Below are 19,919 nucleotides of genomic sequence, written 5' to 3' on the forward strand. Positions count from 1 at the left end.
CTGCTCTGCCGTCATCTTGTTTCAATCCACGCCCACCACGAATATGGTGGGCGACTGGCCGAGGACAAGGCCCGGTCGAAGGTGATCGATGTTTCAATCCACGCCCACCACGAATATGGTGGGCGACGTCGTCGAAAAGCTCGAAGCGCGTGAAGATCAATGGTTTCAATCCACGCCCACCACGAATATGGTGGGCGACGCGAGTACCGCCGTGCCCGAAACCAACGAGATTGTTTCAATCCACGCCCACCACGAATATGGTGGGCGACTACCCCCAAAACCGCCGAAGCCCAAACCATCAAAACGGTTTCAATCCACGCCCACCACGAATATGGTGGGCGACGCGGAGCTAGTGCGGACGCGGAGCGGTGAGGCTCTGTTTCAATCCACGCCCACCACGAATATGGTGGGCGACGATGCGATCAAACGCTTGACCGACGTCGTCTTTTTGTTTCAATCCACGCCCACCACGAATATGGTGGGCGACCAGGAACGCCCCACATGGGGGGCTATCTGGGGAGGCGTTTCAATCCACGCCCACCACGAATATGGTGGGCGACACCAATGGGCGCCCCCACGGCCCCAGAGATTGCCAGTTTCAATCCACGCCCACCACGAATATGGTGGGCGACCCCCAAGGGGGGGGATGCAAGTCGTTTCAACCGCGTTTCAATCCACGCCCACCACGAATATGGTGGGCGACGTAGCCAAAGATTTGCTCCTGGGCGTCGATGCCGTTTCAATCCACGCCCACCACGAATATGGTGGGCGACCTGCGGTAATTTGGGCTGGACGTGGGATCAAGTTGTTTCAATCCACGCCCACCACGAATATGGTGGGCGACGAAAAACGGCTTTTGTGATCCAGTGCATCAAGGATGTTTCAATCCACGCCCACCACGAATATGGTGGGCGACCATCCCGCGCCTGTACTTGAACAAGGCAGCCATCGTTTCAATCCACGCCCACCACGAATATGGTGGGCGACCATCCACGGCATGTTCACCGGGGAGGCGTACAAAGCCGTTTCAATCCACGCCCACCACGAATATGGTGGGCGACGTGGTGATTCTTGGCCGCATTGTCCACAAACAAAGTGTTTCAATCCACGCCCACCACGAATATGGTGGGCGACTAGATCTCGTTGATTGCAAACCCGGCGACTCCGCTGTTTCAATCCACGCCCACCACGAATATGGTGGGCGACCTTGATGATCTTGGGTGATCCCTGCACCCTGACGGTTTCAATCCACGCCCACCACGAATATGGTGGGCGACATGGCTGAACATATTAGCTTCTGATGTTCAGCATGTTTCAATCCACGCCCACCACGAATATGGTGGGCGACTCAGCAAGCCATCGCTGTGCCCAAGACTCACGACCGTTTCAATCCACGCCCACCACGAATATGGTGGGCGACCCGCTTGGTGACATCGATGTCAACCGCCTTCAAACCAAGTTTCAATCCACGCCCACCACGAATATGGTGGGCGACGCTCGATGCGCTGATCAGATCAATCCCATCCTTGTTTCAATCCACGCCCACCACGAATATGGTGGGCGACCCCCGTGGACGGCCCGCCAAGGCGGCTGGCACGACGTTTCAATCCACGCCCACCACGAATATGGTGGGCGACCCCAAAAAAGCCCCCGATCGCATCAAAGAAGATCGTTTCAATCCACGCCCACCACGAATATGGTGGGCGACGCAGGCCGTGCTATGGCGCACCCGTTCCCGCGCCGTTTCAATCCACGCCCACCACGAATATGGTGGGCGACCACTTTTTTGGAGATGATCCGTTGACGGTGCAGCGTTTCAATCCACGCCCACCACGAATATGGTGGGCGACAGCCAGGCGTCGTGGTCTGTGGCGCTGAGCACAATGTTTCAATCCACGCCCACCACGAATATGGTGGGCGACCCGCGATGGTAGGACGGGGTGAAACTGAAGGCGTAGTTTCAATCCACGCCCACCACGAATATGGTGGGCGACTGGCGCTGATCGGCTGCTGCTACAGCACTGACGAGTTTCAATCCACGCCCACCACGAATATGGTGGGCGACCTGTCTGGGTGCATAGACGCCCCTGACAGTCCGCTGTTTCAATCCACGCCCACCACGAATATGGTGGGCGACGACGTGACCGTTCGGCCCACAACAAGGTGATCCAGTTTCAATCCACGCCCACCACGAATATGGTGGGCGACCGTGGCACCTTGAGTCAGACCAGCGTTTACCCCCGCGTTTCAATCCACGCCCACCACGAATATGGTGGGCGACTTGGCGTAACCCTGCACGCGGGTCGGGGTACGAGGGTTTCAATCCACGCCCACCACGAATATGGTGGGCGACTGTGGCTCTTCACGGTGTCTCTCCTTTGGGTTTAGTTTCAATCCACGCCCACCACGAATATGGTGGGCGACCTGCGCCGCAGGTTGGAAGACCCGAACCTGCCAGTTTCAATCCACGCCCACCACGAATATGGTGGGCGACGTAACCCTGCACGCGGGTCGGGGTGCGGGAGAGGGCGTTTCAATCCACGCCCACCACGAATATGGTGGGCGACTCCACTCTTTGAAAGCAACCACCATGTCAGCAACTGTTTCAATCCACGCCCACCACGAATATGGTGGGCGACCGGCGCGGTACTCGGTCGGCCAATACTGGCTGGGAATGTTTCAATCCACGCCCACCACGAATATGGTGGGCGACGCCGCTGATCCAAGTCGGGGTGGGAGAACGACATTTCGGGCGTTGAACGCGAACCCGGCGGGCCTTGTGGGTCCGGGGGAGCGAGTTGGGGGCACGAGCATGGGTTTTCTTTGGTCTGACAAGGGGTTGCGGCTCGCGCGAACCTCAGAGGGGCCGAGGTGGTCACTTGGGGTTCGCGTGAAGGTGGCGATCATAAGACCAATGGGTCTTCAAAGTCGATAGACCGGAAGTTTCCGTGTTGGCGAACTTCGCAGCCTCGGGTGTCGGCCATCCGATACAAGCGCAGGCAATCGGTATCTGGGGCGATTTCAGCCAGCAAGCGGCGCTCTAAATCTTCCATCTGTGCCAGCGTCACTTGGCATTCAAACACCGATTTTTGCACCCGTTGCCCGGTGCTTTCGCAGACTTTGGCCACCCGGCGCAAGCGCCGACGTCCTGCGCGGTCTTCGGTGTTCACGTCATAGCAAACGATGATGAGCATGGTTGTGGCTGGTCTTCAGTGCATGGCAAAAGGCAAGTAGGCCGAGGATTCGCCGCGTACATGACGGGCCAGTAAACGTGCCTGCACCAAGGGAATCAGCCCAAGCGGCACGCTTTCGGCCAAGAGTGGATGGGTTAGCTCCTCTTGCTTGCGCTCCTGAAACGCCACCACCACCGCTTTGCGGGCATCGCCTTCGAGCAGCACCGCACCCCCTTCGCGCTCTACAAAATCGTCCGCAGCCAACTGGCCTCGGTTGACCAAGGTTAGCGCGAGTCGGTCGGCCAGTGGGCGGAACTCTTCGACCAAATCCAGCGCTAAGGCGGCGCGGCCTGGGCGCAGGGCGTGAAGAAAACCCAGCTGGGGATCAAGCCCTGCGGCTTCAATCGCACTGCGGCAATCGTTCATCCACATCGTGTAGAGAAAACTCAGCAGGGCATTCATGCGGTCACGGGGTGGGCGACGGCTGCGGCCATCCATCGAGAAATGCTTGCGCTGATCAGGACGAACCAGCCGGTTCAAGCCAGCAAAGTAGGTGCGAGCCGCTTCACCTTCCACGCCGCGCAGCACGTCCAAGGTGGTGGCTTCAGGCAAAGTGCGCAAGCTCGCGGCCAAGTCTTGGGCGGCACGACTCAGGAGGGCCTCGTCTTCAGCCACTTTGGCATCACGTGCCCCACGCAGCAGCACATGGCGTTGATTGCGCAACTTGCCCGCCACAACCGATCGGGCGGCTTCGAGGGTAAAAACATCGCTATCCACAGCGTGATGTTGTGCCCGACGCAGCAACACATTGCCGCCGACTTCACCCTCTAGTCGTGCCTTGAAGCGGCCGTTGCCATCCAAAAGCACCAGTGCGATGCCTTCATCAGCCAGCCGATGCATCAGCGGTGAGCTGAGGTTGACGTGTCCAAAGCAGACTACGGCTTGCAAGTGATGCAGGGGTACACGCAGCCGGGTTTCGCGTTCCACCTCGACCCGCAAGGTGTCGTTGTCTAGCCGCAGATAACTCTCAGCCAAGGTGACGTAGAGGGTGTTGAGAAGTTGCATCAATCCTCCGGATCAAACAGCTTGGCGCGCACATCGGTGCCGCCGTGCATCTGCCGCCAAACCTCCGGCTGGCAGCGGTCGCGCAGCGAGCAGCCTTTGCAGCGTCGGGTGTCGGTGGTGGGTGGGGGTAGCACGCCGCTGGACAACATGGCTCGGATGGCTTGAGCGTTTTCCAGCACCTGCGCTTGCAAAGCGGGTGTGATTTCCACCACGCGGCGACGTTTGGAGCTGGCGTAGTACAGCGCCCCTTCAGTCACAGCGTGACCACTCATCTCGGCCAAGCAAAGAGCTTGGGCGGCAAGCTGGATATCGTCAGCCGCCGCAATGTCAGCCGCTTTGTGGCGCGAGCCATGTTTGTATTCCACGGGGTACGGCACGCCGTCCGCGCCGTACTCCACCGCATCGGTCTTGCCAATCAGCCCAAAAGTGTCACTCCATACGGGCAGGGCGCGCTCAATGCGCAAGCCTTTGCGCAGCTCCATGCCCGGCTTATCCACCTGGGCATGCACCGCCTGCCCACGCAAGGTGTGCAGGTTGTCCTCAAACACCTGTTCTAGATGGATCAAGCCGCACTGCCTTGGGCAATACGCCCAGTGCTGCAAGGCCGACAAAGCAATGGGATCGAGCGGCTCGTCCATAAGAAAAGGGTGAAAAGGCAAGTTGTTAAAGAACTGGCTGATGGTTTGATGCCTTGACGGCTGAGTCTGTTTAGCAGCGCCGGGTCAGCTTCACACCCGTGGCTGCATCCAAGCTTTGACCCACAGCAAGGGTTTGGCCGTCGAAGGTCACGGCATAAGCATCAAAGCTGCGCGCCGGGCTGCCAGGTTCTGTGGGTTGAACTTTGAGTCGGTCAAACAGGCTGTGGGCGTGGGCGTTGCCGAGTTCGCTCTCATGCTCAAACACATAGAGACCTCGGGTACTCATCTCGCCGCGCGCTGCCGATCGGTCATGCTCGAACATGCTTTCTAGGGCCTTGAAAAACAGCTCTAAATCGTCGCCAGAGAAGCCGGTTTGCTTTGCCAGAAAAGACGACACAAACCCATGCGAGCGGTACAGCCCATAGGGCACGGTGTGCTTGCGGCCCATGGTGCGGTTGTCACCGCCTTGTTTTTCAGATTCAGCTTCACTCGCCACCGCCATGCGGGTGATGGAATGCTCCAGCGCCACGATCGGTTCGATGGAGCGGGCAAAGGTCATCTGCACCGGACCACGCACTTGGCCGCAATTCACACCAGTGGACATCACGGCACCAAATGTGCGGACATCGAAGAAGTTGCCACACATCCATTGGCGTGCGCGTTCCACGCTGTCTGCGCTGCCTTTGCGGCCCTTTTTGCCGTCATCCACCAATTCATCTTCGGCACCGATGGCCTTGTAGGCGGTGCGATGGTTGCGCTCAAGCACCCCTTTTTCACGGATATAGATGTCGAAACCGCTCTTGGCTGCTCCATCTGCTTCAGTCTGGGCCATGCCAATGAAGTTGCGCACTTTGCGCTTGAGGGAAACATCGGTCATCAGTCCGTGGCCGGTTTCAGCATCCATGCGAGGCAGATTGCCGGCATCTGGGTCGCCGTTGGGGTTGCCGTCTTTGACGTCAAACAACAAAACAAAGTCATAACGTTTGGTCAGGGTCATGGTCAAACTCCCGTGGTTTCTGGGGTAGAGGACGAAGATTCATCGGCCGTGGATGCAGCCTCAGATTTGGTGAAAAAGGCCTGACGCTGGTGGTAGTAGCCCAGCGCAAAACGTCCTTGATCTGGCAAGTTCATGTGATTGGGAAATTCGCTGATACCGCTGGTGATTTCGCCAATCAGCTTCTCGAAATTCATCGCCCGGCCACGGTTGCTGAGTTTGGCCAAGTGATGGTTTTTGAGGCGAAGTAGCGTAGTGAATACGGCCACCGGGGTGCTAGAGGCCGCCCCGAAATAACGCTCACGGATCGTGGCATTGAGGCCGGGGCTGGCTTCTTCTTGAATTTTTTCAAGGGCGGCAAACAACCGGCCAAGCCGGTAGGCCACATGGGGGTTTTGCAGATCGAGCATGGGTTTGTAAACCTCCTCTGATGCAGGGTTTTGGTGGCGAATGGAACGGTTCAGGCATGCCTTGATGGCAGCGGCACGCATGTAATTGACATGGCGTTCGGCGCGGCAGCGTTGCACCGCAGTGTTGAGCCATAGCGATGGGAATGGCCCTCCGTTGAGGATGGCGCGCATCACATCGCCGCCCAGATTCGGTGGGACGTTTTCTGATTTGGCTTGTAGGGCGATGGCATTGAGCAGCCGAAAAAGGCTCGGGAATTCTGGGTCGTGGGGTGCGCGCACGATCTTCAGATCATCGAACCATGTCGTGATGCGCTCTGCCATCTCATGCAATGGGGCCGCGTGCCAGAAACGGATCGAGATTCGGGCCGCATTGGGTGCAAGCCCGAGCACAAAGAACTTGCGCTGGCCAGCATCACCTTGGAATCGGCCGCTGTGATGCACCGAATCGAACAACGCACGTACCTGCTCGGTATGCGCATCGGGGTCATCGGGGATATCCGCAAACAACAGACCAAACCCGTCTTCGAAATCCGCGTCTGCTTCTTCTTGCGCCCAAAAAACGGTGCTGGCATCACCGACCTGCATCCGCTGACGTGATCCCTTGACCAATAAGTGATTCAAGGCCGTGGTGTACGCAAAGGCGGCAGCCGAACTGACCGGGGCGTTAGCACCTTGCTCCTTGCCGAAGGAACGAAAGGCATCCAAATTGAAGGAAACAATGTTGGCACCTGACGTTTGCGCCCCCCAGACACCTTTGACGGCGTTATGCAACCGCTCCGGTTCGGCCACCCTCCCCGTGATCAAGCAGGGCAAGACTTGGGTAACGTTTGCTGCGGGCATCGTGACAGCGTTTGCCATGGCCGCGACCACGGCGGGTCGCTGACAGATCAAATCAATATCCGTTGCCAAGCGCAGGGCGACAACCGGGTTTTTTGCATCGACGACGTCCTGCCAGTTAGGCTGGGCTTGTGCCTGAGTCAGTGCTTCTGGTCCGATGAAGCCAAGAGCTGCTGACAACCCCAAGTCACCAGGAACAAGCAGCGCCAAATGCTCTATGCGTTGTCGAAAGGCTTGCACTTGTTCTGCGACACGCTCAGGTTTTCCTTTGACGTCAAACCCCAGAACATATTCAGCGGTATCCCAAAGTAGATTGGCTGCCACACCTGAGGTTTTCTTGATCCCCTGCGGCACCTGAAAACGTCGGGCGAGCTTTTTCTTGCCTTCTTGAGTGCGCGTATCCGTGATCTGAATCAGTTGACCCTCAGGCGACAGCTCAAGGATGAAGGGGATTTCCTTGTCTTCTAGGCCAGCAGCAGGCAAACGGCGTGCTGGGTCTGGGTCGGCCATCTTGCGTTGGTAATAGCCGTGTAGGGCTTGCAGGATCATGACCGCACCTCCACGCCGTTCAGATCAAGGACACCGTGCTTGACCTGAGCACGAAAGAAGGTCGGCCGTGGGTCGGCTGGACGGGTGAAATCCATGTCGTGGAGCATCCAGCCGTAATCGCCATCCATCTCGGCCAAAGCAGGGTCTTCAGCATTCAGATCGGTGACGAGCCGGAAGCGTGCATCGAACTCGCGGCAACCCAGATACGGTTGGTTCACGCATTGGCCTTTGGTGGCTCGGCGGCTGAACATTTCGGCGTACTTGGCTGGATTTTGGCGGGCGTCGTCACCCACCAGATCCATGCGTGCATGCACCCGATAGGCCACATCACGCAGAAACAGCCCCGCGCGTTGCTGGCGTTCGTCCTCCACGTAGAGGCCCAGTTCACCATGACCGTTTTGCATGGCGGACTGAACGTTGCGGGTCGAAATCACCGCGCCAACTTCGTTGCGCCGCACGCTGATCCAGCGCACGGGGGCGAGGATTTCAATGCGTTCGATGTGCCAGCGGATGGCCGGTTTCCAAAGAATGGCCTCAAAGACAGCGCGGGCTGCTGAGGGGGTGATGAAGTCGTAGGACACCCGTTCAACCTTCATTTCAGGTCGGGTGAAACAGGCGTACTCGCCTCGGACGTCGAGACAGAAACGTGGCATGGCGGGGTTTCCTCCTGGGGACATCTCAACAAACGTAGGAAGCTGGATCACCCGGTGCGCCGCTGACTTGGGCACCGAGCAAAGGGTCGTAGAAAAGGTCGTTGTGCTGCACATACAAGCCGGGGATGGCCGGTATCTCACGCACATCGCAGTGCTGGATCAGTCGTTGCAGGTCTTGGCGATAGACGGTGACACCGTAGCGTTGCAGCTTGCGCATCAACCAGCGTTGCTGTGGACCGTCACGCTCCAACAGTCCGACGAGGGCACGCACGTCATCGCGACAGCGCGCACTTTGGTGATAGACGATGACGGTGGCACCGTCTTGTTCGTCGATCAGTTTGAAATCATCCGAAGCATCGCGAAACCGAACCGCCAAGGCTTGAGCCGGTCGATCTATCTGGAGCCGGAGGGCTTCGCAGATGCCTTTTTTGTCGAGTGAGGTTGCATCACCGTAGAGACGGGCAAAGTAGCGTGACACGCGCTCCAGCGCTAGCGGATCGCTCAGAGCATGGGTTTCGTCGTCTTCTGGACGGTCGTGCCAGACCAAGCGGCAGCTTTGTGCGGCCTGTCTCAGCAACCCCGGTGGGGGCATTTTGGGTGGCACGAACACATGCACATCACCCCGTTCGAGCTGACCTTCACGGTTGCAGCGTCCGGCTGCTTGGGCGATGGAGTCCAGCCCAGCCAGAGCGCGGAAGACCACCGGAAAATCCAGATCCACCCCCGCCTCAACCAACTGGGTGCTGATCACGCGCACGGGGTTGGCGGGTTCACCTCTAGCGATAGCGTCACGACGAGCGGCCAAGGCGGTTTTGATGTCGGCAATGACTTCGCTACGGTGCTGGGCGCACATCAAGGCGGAAAGGTGCCACAGACCTTGGTGACCTGTGGGCAGTTCCCTGCCGAGGCGCTCGAACAGCTCCCTTGCATCGGCTCGGCGGCCAACGATGGCCAAAACAGCTTCATGGCGACCCACCTCTAGGGCGGTTTTCTCCCACGATTGCGCGGTATTCAGATCCGCAGGCAAGTGGACGCGGACCCGTTTTAAAGCAGCGTAGAGCGCTGCTTCGTTGTCGATGATCGCGGTGACTTCACCTGAGATATAGCCTCGCAGGCCCTTACCGCCAAAGTGATTCTGCTGAGTTAACGTGGGTTGTGTGGCGGTGCAAAGCACGACGGTGACGCCGTGATCTCGTACCAATAGACGCAGCACATCGACGCAGGGTTGCAGAAACTCCACCGGCAGCAATTGGGCTTCATCAATCACGATCACGCTGTTGATGAGGTTGTGTAGCTTGCGGCAGCGCGAGGTGCGGCGCGCAAACAGGCTTTCAAACAACTGCACGTTGGTGGTGACGACGATGGGTGCATCCCAGTTCTCACAGGCTAGGCGTGAGCGGCTTGTTTCATTGCGAGGGTCGCTTTCAGCATTGCTGTGGTGCTCCACCACGATGTCATCACCCAGCGGTGCAAACACATCGCGGTAGACATCGGCACTCTGCTCAATGATGCTGGTGTAGGGAATCGCCACAACGACCCGGCGCTTGTTGTGGCGCACTGCATGGGTCAATGCAAAAGCCAGACTTGCCAGCGTTTTGCCGCCGCCAGTCGGCACGCTTAAGGTGAATGTTCCGGGAGCGCATGCAGCCTTGGTACGGCAGTCCGCTAGCACCTGTGTACGCAAGCGGTTGACGGGGTTGCTTACCACGCCTTGGGTCTTGATCGCCATGAAGGCATTGAACACGTCGAGTAAATCCGCCATCGAGGGTGTTTCCCGAGGTCGGACCACCGCTTTTTCCGGGTTCATGAAGGCTTCGGTGTCGAGAAAGTCAGCATCCACCAGCGCCGAAAAGAGCATCCGAAGCCACAAGGCGAATTGGCCGGGGATTTCTTCGCGTGCTGCTATGGGTAAGTCGGCCAGCTTGGGCAGAGGTAGGTTGGGGCACAGGATGTCTGTCGATGGAAGGGCAGCGGTTGCTTCTTCAAATTCGGTTTTGGCGTTTTGGCCGACAAGCCGACCCTTCAGGCCATCCTCCCAGTTATCGAGCCCAGCATGATGGCCAGCGATCACGTACTGAAGGATGCGGCTGATGATTCGGCCTTCAGCACCTCGTAGGTCACTAAGGTGTTTTTCAGCCCAAAGAGCTCCGGCAGCCGAATGTGACTTGTCACTACCGTGAGGCAACTTCCCTTCGATGTGGGCATCGTTGACCATGCGGATGTAGCGCTGAAACCCCGGGCGGTACTTGCCTAGGTCATGCCAGAGCCCCGCAAGATAGGCCAGTTGGGCCGCTGGTTCATCCACGGTTGAAGACGCGGCCAAGTGGGCCACGCTGAGCAAGTGCTCCTCAAGTGCATGATCCCGACCCCCTTCTTCAGGGGATTTATGTGCAATCGCCACAGCCATGAAAGACGCTCCCTGTTCGTCGATTTGGTCAATGGACACCCGCCATACGCTCGTTCGGCGTTCTTATGGCGAGTGCGTGCTCCGGACGATAAACCAGAAATCTGCCGAAACAGGGGGCTGTGATCACATTTCACGTGATTCTGATCTGTCGCAACGTTCCATCTCGTCGCGAGCTGTGCTGGTGAAATTATTTCGGATACGGGGATGGGTGAAGGATGGTCAAGCTCTGGTTGAAGGTAAGGGGCGGCAGTTGCCGCCAACTGCAAGGCTCGCATGTCTGACGACATGGGCTCGTGCGGGTGCAGCGAGGAGGGTGCTCGGGCACACCATGGGCCACGCTTGGGCACTGATGGGCCCCTGCTTGAGCACATGGCATGCCATGCTCGGGAGCAAGTTGGTCGGTGCTTGGGCACACCGTGGTCACTGCTTGGGAGCACAGAGGTGGGTGCTCAGGCACACCATGGGCCGTGCTCGGGCACATGGCGGTTACTGCTTGGGCGCAGATACGTAGGTGCTCGGGCGCACTGCTGTCCTTGCTCGGGAGCGGATAGATCGATGCTCGGGCACATGCCGAGATAACTTGGCAAGCGCATCGATAATCCACCCCCATGCCCACCCCGCCTCAACCCTCTCATGGCCTTCATCTGATGGCTGAATTGCACGGCTGTGGCTGTGCGGTGGCCGGGTTGTGCGATGCGACGTGGCTACGGGCGCTGTGTTTGGCGGAGGTGCACCGTGCTGGCTTGCATGTGGTGGGGGAGCTGTTCCACAGCTTTGCGCCTGAGCATCCCGAAACTCCCGCTGGGGTGACGGGGGTGCTGTTGCTGGCCGAGTCGCACTTGGCTTTGCATACTTGGCCCGAGCTTGGCCTTGTCACCTTGGATATCTACGTTTGCAACCGTAGCCATGACGCGGGCCCGGCGGCGCGGCGGGTGTTTGAGGCGTTGGTCGAGCACTTTGCGCCGCAGCGGGTGGTGCACCGAGAGGTTGACCGATCTGCCGTATGTGCCGCTGGTTAGTCCAAGGGGCCGGCCTTTGGCGAGTGTGGGCCTTGCTGCCGCTGTTGTCGCTGCTGCTGGTGTCGTCGGCCCATGCTGATGAGCCCGGGACTCTCCCAACGTTGATTCGCCAGCCCATCCAGCTTCAAAGCCGGTTTGACCTTGTGGCGCTGCCACAACACGAGTCCTTGGGTTTGCTGGGTGGGGCCTTGCTGTTTGACATCGACGCTCAATGGGCCGCTGGGCCTGCCTTGATCGGGGCGGCCAGCGGTCAGCGCGGGGGGTTCTTTGCCTTGGGGGCACACGTTGAGCACCGCTGGCAACTTGACCCGGATTGGCGCTTCAACGCTGGGCTCTATGTGGGCGGCGGCGGGGGTGGTGCGGCCCCTGTGGGGAGTGGTTTGCTGGTGCAGCCGTCGCTCCAGTTGTGGCGGCGTTGGGGGGCGTGGCAAACGGGTGTGTCGCGGTCGCAGCTGTGGTTTCCGGACGGTGCGATCCGCAGCCAGCCTTGGGGGCTGATGCTGAGTTGGGACGGTGAGTTCAAGCACGTTGCTACCGAGGCCGTGGGCCGTGTCTTGTCGATAGAGGCGCCTGCAAGCGAGTTCGGCTTTGGCTTTGATCAGACGCAGTTGATCCTGAGTCAATACACCACCCGCGTCCGGCCGTTGATCCCATCCACCCACATTCAGCTGGTCGGGATGCGCTTTGAGCGACCCATCGAGGCTGGCTATCCCGACGTGTCTTTCAGCCTTGAAGCGGCTGCGGCCACCCACGGCGGAGCGGACGGCTACATGGAATTGCTGGCGGCGTTGAGCGTGCACCCATCGGCCAGCGCGTGGGGTCTGCCGCCGTTGCATGGGGGTCTGCGCGGTGCCCTGGGCTTAGGGGGCGGCGGCGGTTTGGCCACGGGCGGCGGCATTTTGGCCAAGGCCGCGTTGCAAGTGTCTTGGGATCTGGCCCCGAACGCACAGGTAGGCTTGGAGACCGGGGTGGTGCAGGCGCCGGGGTTGGCGGCACAGACGTTCCAAGCCCGAACCACCCAGCTCTATGTGGGTTGGCGCTTTGATGATCTGGGCGGACGATCGGCGGCCCTAGTGCGCGGCATCGAGTGGGAGCCGAGTTGGCAGCACACCGTGCGGGCGCTGCGTCGCCAAGGCCCTGTGCTGCCGCTGGATACCGTGGGTCTCAAGATCCATCGCTGGCTGGACGAGCACCTTTATCTGACCGGGCAATGGCACAGCGCCTTTGCCGGTCAGGCCGGGGCTTACGGCTTGGGTCTCCTTGGGCTGGGTTGGGCCGAGCGTTGGCTCACACCGCAGCTTTCAGGATCGATGGCCTTGCTGGCTGGTGCTGCCGGCGGCGGTGGGGTGCTGACCGAAGGAGGTGCTGTCAGTCAACTCATGACTCAACTGGGTTGGCGCATGGGGGTGGATGACCGTCTCCAGCTCGGCGCTGGCTATCTAAGGGGGCGCAGCGCCCAGTTTGCCAGTCCAGTGTTTGAGCTGAGTTGGAGCCACAGCTTCGGCGTGGGTGAGCGTCAGCCTTAAGGGCGCGCATAGAATCGCGCCCCATGTCTTGGGTGAGATCTAAGTACCGGCGTGTCTGGCGCGTGATGGGTTGGTGGGCCTTGGCGCTAGCTTGGGTTGCTGTGCTCGTGCCGACCGTCTTACCGTCATGGCATGGCGAAGGCCGTTTGGGCCTGCCCATGTGCAGCATGCAAGGACGGGCGACGGATCTCGGTGCCACGCCAGACCGTTCCGACCGTTTGCCGCTTGATGAGCAGCACTCTGCCGAGCATTGCTTGCTGTGCCTATCGAGTCCCTTGAGTGTCTGGTTACCCGCGTGGACCCAAACACTGCCCCCTATTTCGCTGGATCCATCCGAGATCTGGGTTGCGCATACAACACCTCCTGAACCCCATCGGGCATGGGTTTTGTCGCCTTCACGGGCGCCGCCATCGATGCAAATTTGATGGCAGCAAACACTTGATCCAATGATTTTTAAACCATGGCTGGATGAGATGGCCATGGTCTGTGGGGTATTTATGAAAAAGCAGGCACACATTCTTTTGGCCGCGACGGCTGTTTTCTATTCGGGCTTCACATTTGCCTGTGCCAGTTGTGGCTGCTCGCTGAGCTCAGATTGGGAAAGTCAGGGGCTTTCCTCTGGTCGAGGGCTGCGATTCGATCTGCGTTACGACTACTTGAATCAAAATCAGGTTCGCTCAGGAACGGGCACCGTGGCTAACTGGCCTGTTGCGGGTCACGAGCAAGAAACCTATACCAAAAATGATTACGTCACGGCGGGTATCGATTACAGCTGGAATGATACTTGGGGCATCAGCGTTCAATTGCCCTACATTGACCGCTCCCATGGCACCAACGGTTTTGCTTACGACGGCACCGATGCAGGAACCTCTCATTCCAGCAGTTTGGGTGACATCAAGGTCATGGGTCGGTACGCGGGGTTCTCAGCCGATCACAGCGTCGGTTTCCAGTTTGGTCTGAAATTGCCCACTGGCAGCTACACCGAAAATTTCAGTGGCGGGCCGATTGCCGGCAACCCGCTTGATCGGGGCTTGCAGCCGGGGACGGGCACCACCGACGCCATTTTGGGCGTGTATAAGTTCGCATCCATTTCCCAAAACTGGGACTATTTTTCTCAAGCGACAGCACAGATCCCATTGAATAGCCAAGCTGACTATAAACCGGGCCAAGCGATCAACGTCAATCTGGGCTATCGATTCCTGGGTCTGGAAAACATCACGCCGCAGATTCAAATCAATGCTCGGGTTTCTGCCAAGGATTCTGGGCTCAATGCATCCCCCGACGACAGTGGTGGTCAAACTGTTTATCTGAGCCCTGGCCTGACATTCCCATTGACCGAAAAGATCAAGGGCTACACTTTTATCCAAGTGCCGATTTATCAGAATCTGAACGGGTATCAACTGGCGCCGACATCCACCGCATCGATCGGGTTGCGGGCCGGTTTCTGAAGTCTCACTTGAGGGGTGCATCCAGCAGCAAGGGTGTCACCTGGGCTTCCATGATCGGCAGGGTGATTTCCGGGTCACCCGTATGACCATTGCGAACGAGGATGCCTTGGCGATCGATCACGAACGTCGATGGCATTCTCCAGATCCGGCCCAGTCCCTTGAGTTGGCTTTCTGATTTCAATGCGATCGGAAAGCTGTAGGTTTGGGCCACCTTGCGGACCTCGGCCCCATCGCGGGGCTCATCCATGCTGATGGCCAGCACCACCAAACCCTTGGCTTTGTACTTGTCGTAATAGGCTTGAAGCGCTGGCATTTCCTCTTTGCAAGGCCCACACCATGAGGCCCAGATATTGAGGATGACCACCTTGCCGCGCTGCTCGGAGAGCTTGAACACCTCGGCGCTATCGAGCCGTTTGGCCTCAACGTCTGGGGCGGGTTGCCCGACTTCAAGCCCAGCGCCCAAGGCGGGCAGGCAAGCTTGAAGCGCGATCAGCAAGGTGAGGAGACGGTGTTTCATGGCGCTCATTTTCTCATCGCCATCGCCATCGCTGTTGCCACCCGCCGCCCAGCACCGATCCCCGCTGCAAACGCTTCTTCAAACACCGAGTAACCCGCCAAGTCGGCGTGCGCCAAGTGGATGCGGCCCGGCAAATGCGGCAGGGCTTGATGGGCGGCAGCGCTGCGGGTGCCGGGCAGGGGGATGCGCATGGCGTGGCCGTAGCGCATCAGGTCGATGCGTTGCAGTTTGGCTGGCAGGTCAGGGTGCAAGCCGCTCAAGTCGTGGATCACCCGCTGCGCCCAGAAGGATCCGTCGGTATGGAGCAAGGCGGGACGCTCGGCTTGGCTCAAGGCAACGTAGCTGGTCAGCACCGTCGGTCCCGGCGTGGGGTTGAGGCGCTGATGACCCGCATCGACGTAGCCCAGCGAGGTTGAACCCCCCGCTCCACCACCATACGCGACGTTGTCCCACGCGGGCGGGGCACCGACGCGTTGCAGCAGCGGGCGTTCGATGTGCATATTGGCCACCAGCCACGGGGCGTAGCGGGCTTGGGCCGCCGTTTGCTGAAGAGCGCTGGGTGCGTTTTGCCAGAGCCGTGCGGCGATGAAAAGCGGCACAGCCAGCACCACTTGCTCGGCCTGCCAAGCTTCCATGCGCCCAGCGCGCTCGTCCCAAGCGAGCAGCTCCACACCGTGACGGCCTTCCTGTACCGACAGCACCGTGCGCGCGCTGTGCAAGCGTTCGCCCAGCGGCTGGGCCATGCGGCGTGTCAGCCAAGCGTTGCCTTCGGGCCAGGTGAACACGGGTTCGTGCGCCCGGTCCTCATCCCCGGGAGCATGAAAGCCGTGCCGGCTGGCAAAGTAATGCAGTCCTGCCCAAGCCGAGACGGTGTCGAGGCCGGCGCCGTAGTCGTCGCGGCAGCAGTAATCCAGATACCAGCGCAGGCGCTCGTCGTCCAACCCGACGCTTTGCAACCACGTTTGGAAGGTTTGCGCCTCCAGCGCGGCATGACCCGCCGTCCAAGGCATGCCAAGGCTGGGCACCGCAAAGCCCCATGCGCGCTGGGCTTGACTCACCAACGCACTGAAACGGCGATAAGCCGCTTGCGTGCTTGAACCCTGTTTGGAGTCCGATTCGACCGGCGGCAACAAGCCTTCGTGCCAGGCGCCGTCGATGTAGAGCCGCTCTTGCGGGCTGTGGCAGAGATGGCGCTCTTCAAACGCCCAGCGCCCAAGCTCGAAACGTGCCAAACCTTGTTCTTGCAACAAGGCCAAAATCTCAGACTGCATCTCGGCCACGGCCCGGTGCGGGCTGTTGATGCTTGGCACCGGCAGGTAATGCGCTCCCAGCGGACAAGCGATCCCACCCATGCTGTGCCCACGGGCGTTGCCGCCTGCGCTGTCTTCCAGCTCCAGCAGGGCCAGGTCCTCCATACCCGCTGCGCGCAAGGCCCGCACCGTCGCCAAGCCCGCCACGCCGCCGCCGACGATCAGCACCCGGGTGCGGTGCTGCACAGAGGCGGCGGGCAGGGTCCCGGTGCGGCCCTTGAGCTGATCACGCAGCCGATGCCCACGCTCCACCGCCGCCCCCACCCAGCCGCCTTGTAAAGCTTGCAAAGCGGGCAAGCTTTCACGACAGCCCCCCAACATCGGCGCGCACAGCGCCACGCCCAAACCCACGCCTACCTGCGTCAAAGCCGTGCGGCGGTGCATGGGCGTACGCGTCAGGCCATGCCTTGATGGCGCAGCAGCGCGTCGATGGTGGGGGCGCGGCCCCGGAAGGCTTTGAAGTTGTCGATGGCGTCGCGGGCGCTGCCGGCTTCCAAAATCTCGCGGCGGAAACGCAAGCCGGTGGCGGGGTTGTCCACGCCTTCTTCTTCAAACGCACTCCACGCATCGGCGCTGAGCAGCTCAGCCCACTTGTAGCTGTAGTACCCAGCGGCGTAGCCCCCCGCAAAGATGTGCGAGAAGGTGTGCTGGAAGCGGTTGAAGGCCGGCGGCATCAGCACAGCGAATTCGGCGCGCACGGCGTCGATGATCTGCTGCACATGGGCCTCACTGCCAGCCTCGCCATGCAGGCGCATGTCGAGCAGGGAGAACTCGACTTGGCGCAGTGTCATCAAACCGCTTTGGAAGTTCTTGGCGGCGATCATCTTGTCAAACAGGGCGCGTGGCAGCGGCTCAGCCGTTTCGACGTGGGCTGTCATGTGCTTGAGCACCGCCCATTCCCAGCAGAAGTTCTCCATGAACTGGCTCGGCAGCTCAACAGCATCCCATTCGACGCCGCTGATGCCTGACACGCCCAGCTCGCTGACTTGGGTCAGCATGTGATGCAGGCCGTGGCCGAATTCGTGGAAGAGGGTCTGCACGTCGTCGTGCGTCAACAGCGCGGGTTGCTCCCCCACGGGGGCTGGGAAGTTGCACACCAGATGTGCCACCGGGGTTTGCAGCGTGCCGCTGTCGGCTCGCAACCAGCGACCGCGCACGTCGTCCATCCAGGCGCCGGGGCGCTTGCCGGGGCGAGCGTAGGGGTCGAGGTAGAACTGACCGACCAGCTCAGTGCGCTCGGTGCCTTGGTCTGTGGTGGTGCGCTCGATGCGATAAAAGCGCACCGACGGATGCCAGACCGGCGCGCTGTCCGGGCGGATCGTGACATCGAACAGGCTTTCGATGATCTTGAACAGCCCGGCCAGCACCTTGGGTTCGGTGAAGTACTGCTTCACTTCCAAGTCGCTGAAGGCGTAACGCGCTTCCTTGAGCTTTTCGCTGGCGAAGGAAACGTCCCACGATTGCAGGTCGTGCAGATCAAGTTCCTTGGCGGCAAAGTCGCGCAGCTCGGCCAGATCTTTCTCGGCGTAGGGCCGGGCACGGCGGGCCAAGTCGCTGAGGAAGTCGATCACTTGAGCCGGGCTTTCGGCCATCTTGGGCACCAAAGAGACTTCGGCGTAGTTGGCGTAGCCCAGCAACTGCGCTTCTTCTTGGCGCAGCCGCAAGATGTCGGCCATCACCGGGCCGTTGTCGCGCTCCATCGGGCCAGCTTCGCAAGCGCGGGTGACGTAGGCGGTGTAGAGCTGTTGGCGCAAGGCCCGGTTTTTGGCGTATTGCATCACCGGCCAATAAACCGGCATGTGCAGCGTCAGTTTGTGACCGGCCTTGTCCTCGGCTTCAGCAGCGCCACGGGTGGCGGCGATCACGTCTTCGGGCACGCCGGCAAGTTCTTCCGCGCTGACGTAGGTCGCAAAGCTGTCGGTGGCGTCAAGCACGTGCTCAGAGAACTTCTGGCTCAAGGCGGCCAGTTCTTCTTGGATCTGGGCAAAGCGCGTTTTGGCCTCGCCTTGCAACTCGGCACCCGAAAGCACGAAGTCGCGCAGGCTGTGCTTGAGCACCTGCTGGCGCGCCGTGCTCAAGCTGGCGGCTGAAGGATGGTTGGCGATCGCTTTGTACTTGGCATACAGCCGCTCATCGGCACCCAGCCGGGTGAAGAACTCGGTGACTTTGGGCAGCGCTTCGTTGTAGGCCGCGCGCAGCTCGGGCGTATCCGCCACCGCTTGCAAATGCCCCACGGCACCCCAAGCCCGGCCAAAACGCTCAGTCGCCACCGACAAGGTGCGCGCCAAGCTGTCGTAATCGGCCGGGGTTTCCGGGCTCACCGCCACCTCAAGCGCCGTGGCGTTTTGCGCCAACAGGGCTTCAATCGCCGGGCCAACGTGCTCGGGCAAGATGGCATCAAACAACGGCAAGCCGGTGGTGACGGCGAGTAGGGGGTTCAGGGGGTTCATGGCCACGGTGCTCATTCAGCATCTCCTTCGGCCGCAGCGCGTTCCGCCGCTTCCATGGTGTTGACCAAGAGCATGGTGATGGTCATGGGGCCGACGCCGCCGGGGACGGGGGTGATGTAGCCGGCGACTTCTCGGACACCCGCAAAGTCCACGTCGCCGCAGAGCTTGCCCTCGGGGGTGCGGTTCATGCCGACGTCGATCACCACCGCGCCGGGCTTGACCATGTCAGCGGTCAAGACATTGCGCTTGCCCACGGCCGCGACCACGATGTCGGCCTGACGAGTCATGGCACCCAAGTCGGCCGTGCCGCTGTGGCACACGGTGACGGTGGCGTTGGCGGCCAACAGCATCATGGCCATGGGCTTGCCGACGATGTTGGAGCGGCCGATGACCACAGCGTGCTTGCCGCGCAGGTCGGTCATGCCGATGCTTTCGAGCATCTTCATGCAACCGTAGGGCGTGCAGGCCTTGAAGCCGACTTCACCCACCATCAACGCACCCGCGCTGGCGATGTGGAAGCCGTCCACGTCCTTGGCCGGCGAGATGGCTTCGATGACCTTGTGATCGTCGATGTGCTTGGGCAAGGGCAGTTGCACCAAGATGCCATGGATCTCGGGGTCGTTGTTCAGGGCGTCGATGCGGGCCAGCAGTTCGTGCTCGGTCATCGAGGCTTCGTACTTTTCGAGCACCGAATACAGGCCGCTGTCTTCGCAAGCCTTGACCTTGTTGCGCACATAAACCTGGCTGGCCGGGTTCTCACCCACCAAGATCACAGCCAAACCGGCTTGTACGCCTTGGGTTTTGAGATCAGCGGCGCGGCGCGCCACGTCGGTGCGCAGTTGGGCCGAGAGGGCGTTGCCGTCGATGAGTTGAGCGGTCATGGTCGGAGGAATCCTTGTGCGATCAAAAGGAAACGGCCGCAT

At 60.2% G+C, this 19,919-nt stretch carries 15 protein-coding genes and 1 CRISPR repeat array; of the genes, 4 read left to right on the plus strand and 11 right to left on the minus strand.

From position 1 onward, the window contains the following. The first annotated feature begins 18 nt into the window (after positions 1-18). Positions 19-2,713: direct repeats of the CRISPR family, unit length 37 nt; unit sequence GTTTCAATCCACGCCCACCACGAATATGGTGGGCGAC. 190 nt (positions 2,714-2,903) lie between these two features. The 7 genes from cas2 to AB3X39_RS08425 form a co-directional block, all read right to left on the minus strand. After that, a complete protein-coding gene (gene cas2, locus AB3X39_RS08395; RefSeq protein ID WP_369416914.1) occupies positions 2,904-3,194 on the minus strand; it encodes a CRISPR-associated endonuclease Cas2 in 291 nt (96 codons plus the stop codon). Positions 3,195-3,209: 15 nt separating this feature from the next. Further along, positions 3,210-4,238, minus strand: coding sequence for a type I-C CRISPR-associated endonuclease Cas1c (gene cas1c / locus AB3X39_RS08400; RefSeq protein WP_369416915.1), 1,029 nt, complete (start codon positions 4,236-4,238; stop codon positions 3,210-3,212). Further along, a complete protein-coding gene (gene cas4 / locus AB3X39_RS08405) occupies positions 4,238-4,876 on the minus strand; it encodes a CRISPR-associated protein Cas4 (RefSeq protein WP_369416916.1) in 639 nt (212 codons plus the stop codon). The genes cas1c and cas4 overlap by 1 nt, the downstream gene beginning before the upstream one ends. 70 nt (positions 4,877-4,946) lie before the next feature. After that, the gene (gene cas7c, locus AB3X39_RS08410; RefSeq protein ID WP_369416917.1) at positions 4,947-5,873 is read right to left on the minus strand and encodes a type I-C CRISPR-associated protein Cas7/Csd2; all 927 of its coding nucleotides are present in this window, start codon (positions 5,871-5,873) and stop codon (positions 4,947-4,949) included. Positions 5,874-5,875: 2 nt separating this feature from the next. Further along, the gene (gene cas8c / locus AB3X39_RS08415; protein WP_369416918.1) at positions 5,876-7,666 is read right to left on the minus strand and encodes a type I-C CRISPR-associated protein Cas8c/Csd1; all 1,791 of its coding nucleotides are present in this window, start codon (positions 7,664-7,666) and stop codon (positions 5,876-5,878) included. Beyond that, entirely contained in the window at positions 7,663-8,319 is a 657-nt protein-coding gene (cas5c, locus tag AB3X39_RS08420) for a type I-C CRISPR-associated protein Cas5c (protein WP_369416919.1), read from the minus strand. The genes cas8c and cas5c overlap by 4 nt, the downstream gene beginning before the upstream one ends. A 25-nt stretch (positions 8,320-8,344) precedes the next feature. Continuing rightward, positions 8,345-10,726: a CRISPR-associated endonuclease Cas3'' gene (locus AB3X39_RS08425; protein ID WP_369416920.1), complete on the minus strand. Its 2,382-nt coding sequence runs from the start codon at positions 10,724-10,726 to the stop codon at positions 8,345-8,347. Positions 10,727-11,334: 608 nt separating this feature from the next. Here AB3X39_RS08425 and speD point away from each other — a divergent pair. The 4 genes from speD (at position 11,335) to AB3X39_RS08445 (ending at position 14,719) form a co-directional block, all read left to right on the plus strand. Next, positions 11,335-11,745 carry an adenosylmethionine decarboxylase gene (gene speD / locus AB3X39_RS08430; RefSeq protein ID WP_369416921.1) on the plus strand — a complete coding sequence of 137 codons (411 nt, stop codon included), beginning with the start codon at positions 11,335-11,337 and terminating at the stop codon, positions 11,743-11,745. Further along, on the plus strand, positions 11,730-13,271 hold the full coding sequence (locus AB3X39_RS08435) for a hypothetical protein (protein WP_369416922.1): 1,542 nt from the start codon (positions 11,730-11,732) through the stop codon (positions 13,269-13,271). Before speD ends, AB3X39_RS08435 begins: the two co-directional genes overlap by 16 nt. Before the next feature lie 65 nt (positions 13,272-13,336). Beyond that, entirely contained in the window at positions 13,337-13,696 is a 360-nt protein-coding gene (locus AB3X39_RS08440) for a DUF2946 family protein (protein ID WP_369417014.1), read from the plus strand. 21 nt (positions 13,697-13,717) lie between these two features. Further along, the gene (locus tag AB3X39_RS08445; protein WP_369416923.1) at positions 13,718-14,719 is read left to right on the plus strand and encodes a transporter family protein; all 1,002 of its coding nucleotides are present in this window, start codon (positions 13,718-13,720) and stop codon (positions 14,717-14,719) included. 4 nt (positions 14,720-14,723) lie between these two features. Here AB3X39_RS08445 and AB3X39_RS08450 read toward each other — a convergent pair whose 3' ends face one another. Genes AB3X39_RS08450 through folD form a run of 4 tightly spaced genes read right to left on the minus strand, consistent with a single transcriptional unit; the run spans position 14,724 to position 19,877 of the window. Continuing rightward, entirely contained in the window at positions 14,724-15,236 is a 513-nt protein-coding gene (locus AB3X39_RS08450) for a peroxiredoxin family protein (RefSeq protein ID WP_369416924.1), read from the minus strand. Positions 15,237-15,241: 5 nt separating this feature from the next. Next, complete coding sequence (locus AB3X39_RS08455; protein ID WP_369416925.1) at positions 15,242-16,930, minus strand: flavin monoamine oxidase family protein; 1,689 nt, start codon at positions 16,928-16,930, stop codon at positions 15,242-15,244. Positions 16,931-16,941: 11 nt separating this feature from the next. Then, on the minus strand, positions 16,942-19,011 hold the full coding sequence (locus tag AB3X39_RS08460; protein ID WP_369416926.1) for a M3 family metallopeptidase: 2,070 nt from the start codon (positions 19,009-19,011) through the stop codon (positions 16,942-16,944). After that, the gene (folD, locus tag AB3X39_RS08465; RefSeq protein WP_369416927.1) at positions 19,008-19,877 is read right to left on the minus strand and encodes a bifunctional methylenetetrahydrofolate dehydrogenase/methenyltetrahydrofolate cyclohydrolase FolD; all 870 of its coding nucleotides are present in this window, start codon (positions 19,875-19,877) and stop codon (positions 19,008-19,010) included. Before folD ends, AB3X39_RS08460 begins: the two co-directional genes overlap by 4 nt. Positions 19,878-19,919 lie beyond the last annotated feature (42 nt).

The sequence above is a fragment of the Leptothrix ochracea genome, assembly GCF_041083635.1.
In the GTDB taxonomy this organism is placed as follows: Bacteria; Pseudomonadota; Gammaproteobacteria; order Burkholderiales; family Burkholderiaceae_C; genus Sphaerotilus; species Sphaerotilus ochraceus.

Coding starts and splice junctions, on each gene's coding strand:
- cas2 (WP_369416914.1), bottom strand. CDS start 3,194: ATGCTCATCATCGTTTGCTATGACGTGAACACCGAAGACCGCGCAGGA.
- cas1c (WP_369416915.1), bottom strand. CDS start 4,238: ATGCAACTTCTCAACACCCTCTACGTCACCTTGGCTGAGAGTTATCTG.
- cas4 (WP_369416916.1), bottom strand. CDS start 4,876: ATGGACGAGCCGCTCGATCCCATTGCTTTGTCGGCCTTGCAGCACTGG.
- cas7c (WP_369416917.1), bottom strand. CDS start 5,873: ATGACCCTGACCAAACGTTATGACTTTGTTTTGTTGTTTGACGTCAAA.
- cas8c (WP_369416918.1), bottom strand. CDS start 7,666: ATGATCCTGCAAGCCCTACACGGCTATTACCAACGCAAGATGGCCGAC.
- cas5c (WP_369416919.1), bottom strand. CDS start 8,319: ATGCCACGTTTCTGTCTCGACGTCCGAGGCGAGTACGCCTGTTTCACC.
- AB3X39_RS08425 (WP_369416920.1), bottom strand. CDS start 10,726: ATGGCTGTGGCGATTGCACATAAATCCCCTGAAGAAGGGGGTCGGGAT.
- speD (WP_369416921.1), top strand. CDS start 11,335: ATGCCCACCCCGCCTCAACCCTCTCATGGCCTTCATCTGATGGCTGAA.
- AB3X39_RS08435 (WP_369416922.1), top strand. CDS start 11,730: ATGTGCCGCTGGTTAGTCCAAGGGGCCGGCCTTTGGCGAGTGTGGGCC.
- AB3X39_RS08440 (WP_369417014.1), top strand. CDS start 13,337: ATGGGTTGGTGGGCCTTGGCGCTAGCTTGGGTTGCTGTGCTCGTGCCG.
- AB3X39_RS08445 (WP_369416923.1), top strand. CDS start 13,718: ATGATTTTTAAACCATGGCTGGATGAGATGGCCATGGTCTGTGGGGTA.
- AB3X39_RS08450 (WP_369416924.1), bottom strand. CDS start 15,236: ATGAAACACCGTCTCCTCACCTTGCTGATCGCGCTTCAAGCTTGCCTG.
- AB3X39_RS08455 (WP_369416925.1), bottom strand. CDS start 16,930: ATGCACCGCCGCACGGCTTTGACGCAGGTAGGCGTGGGTTTGGGCGTG.
- AB3X39_RS08460 (WP_369416926.1), bottom strand. CDS start 19,011: ATGAGCACCGTGGCCATGAACCCCCTGAACCCCCTACTCGCCGTCACC.
- folD (WP_369416927.1), bottom strand. CDS start 19,877: ATGACCGCTCAACTCATCGACGGCAACGCCCTCTCGGCCCAACTGCGC.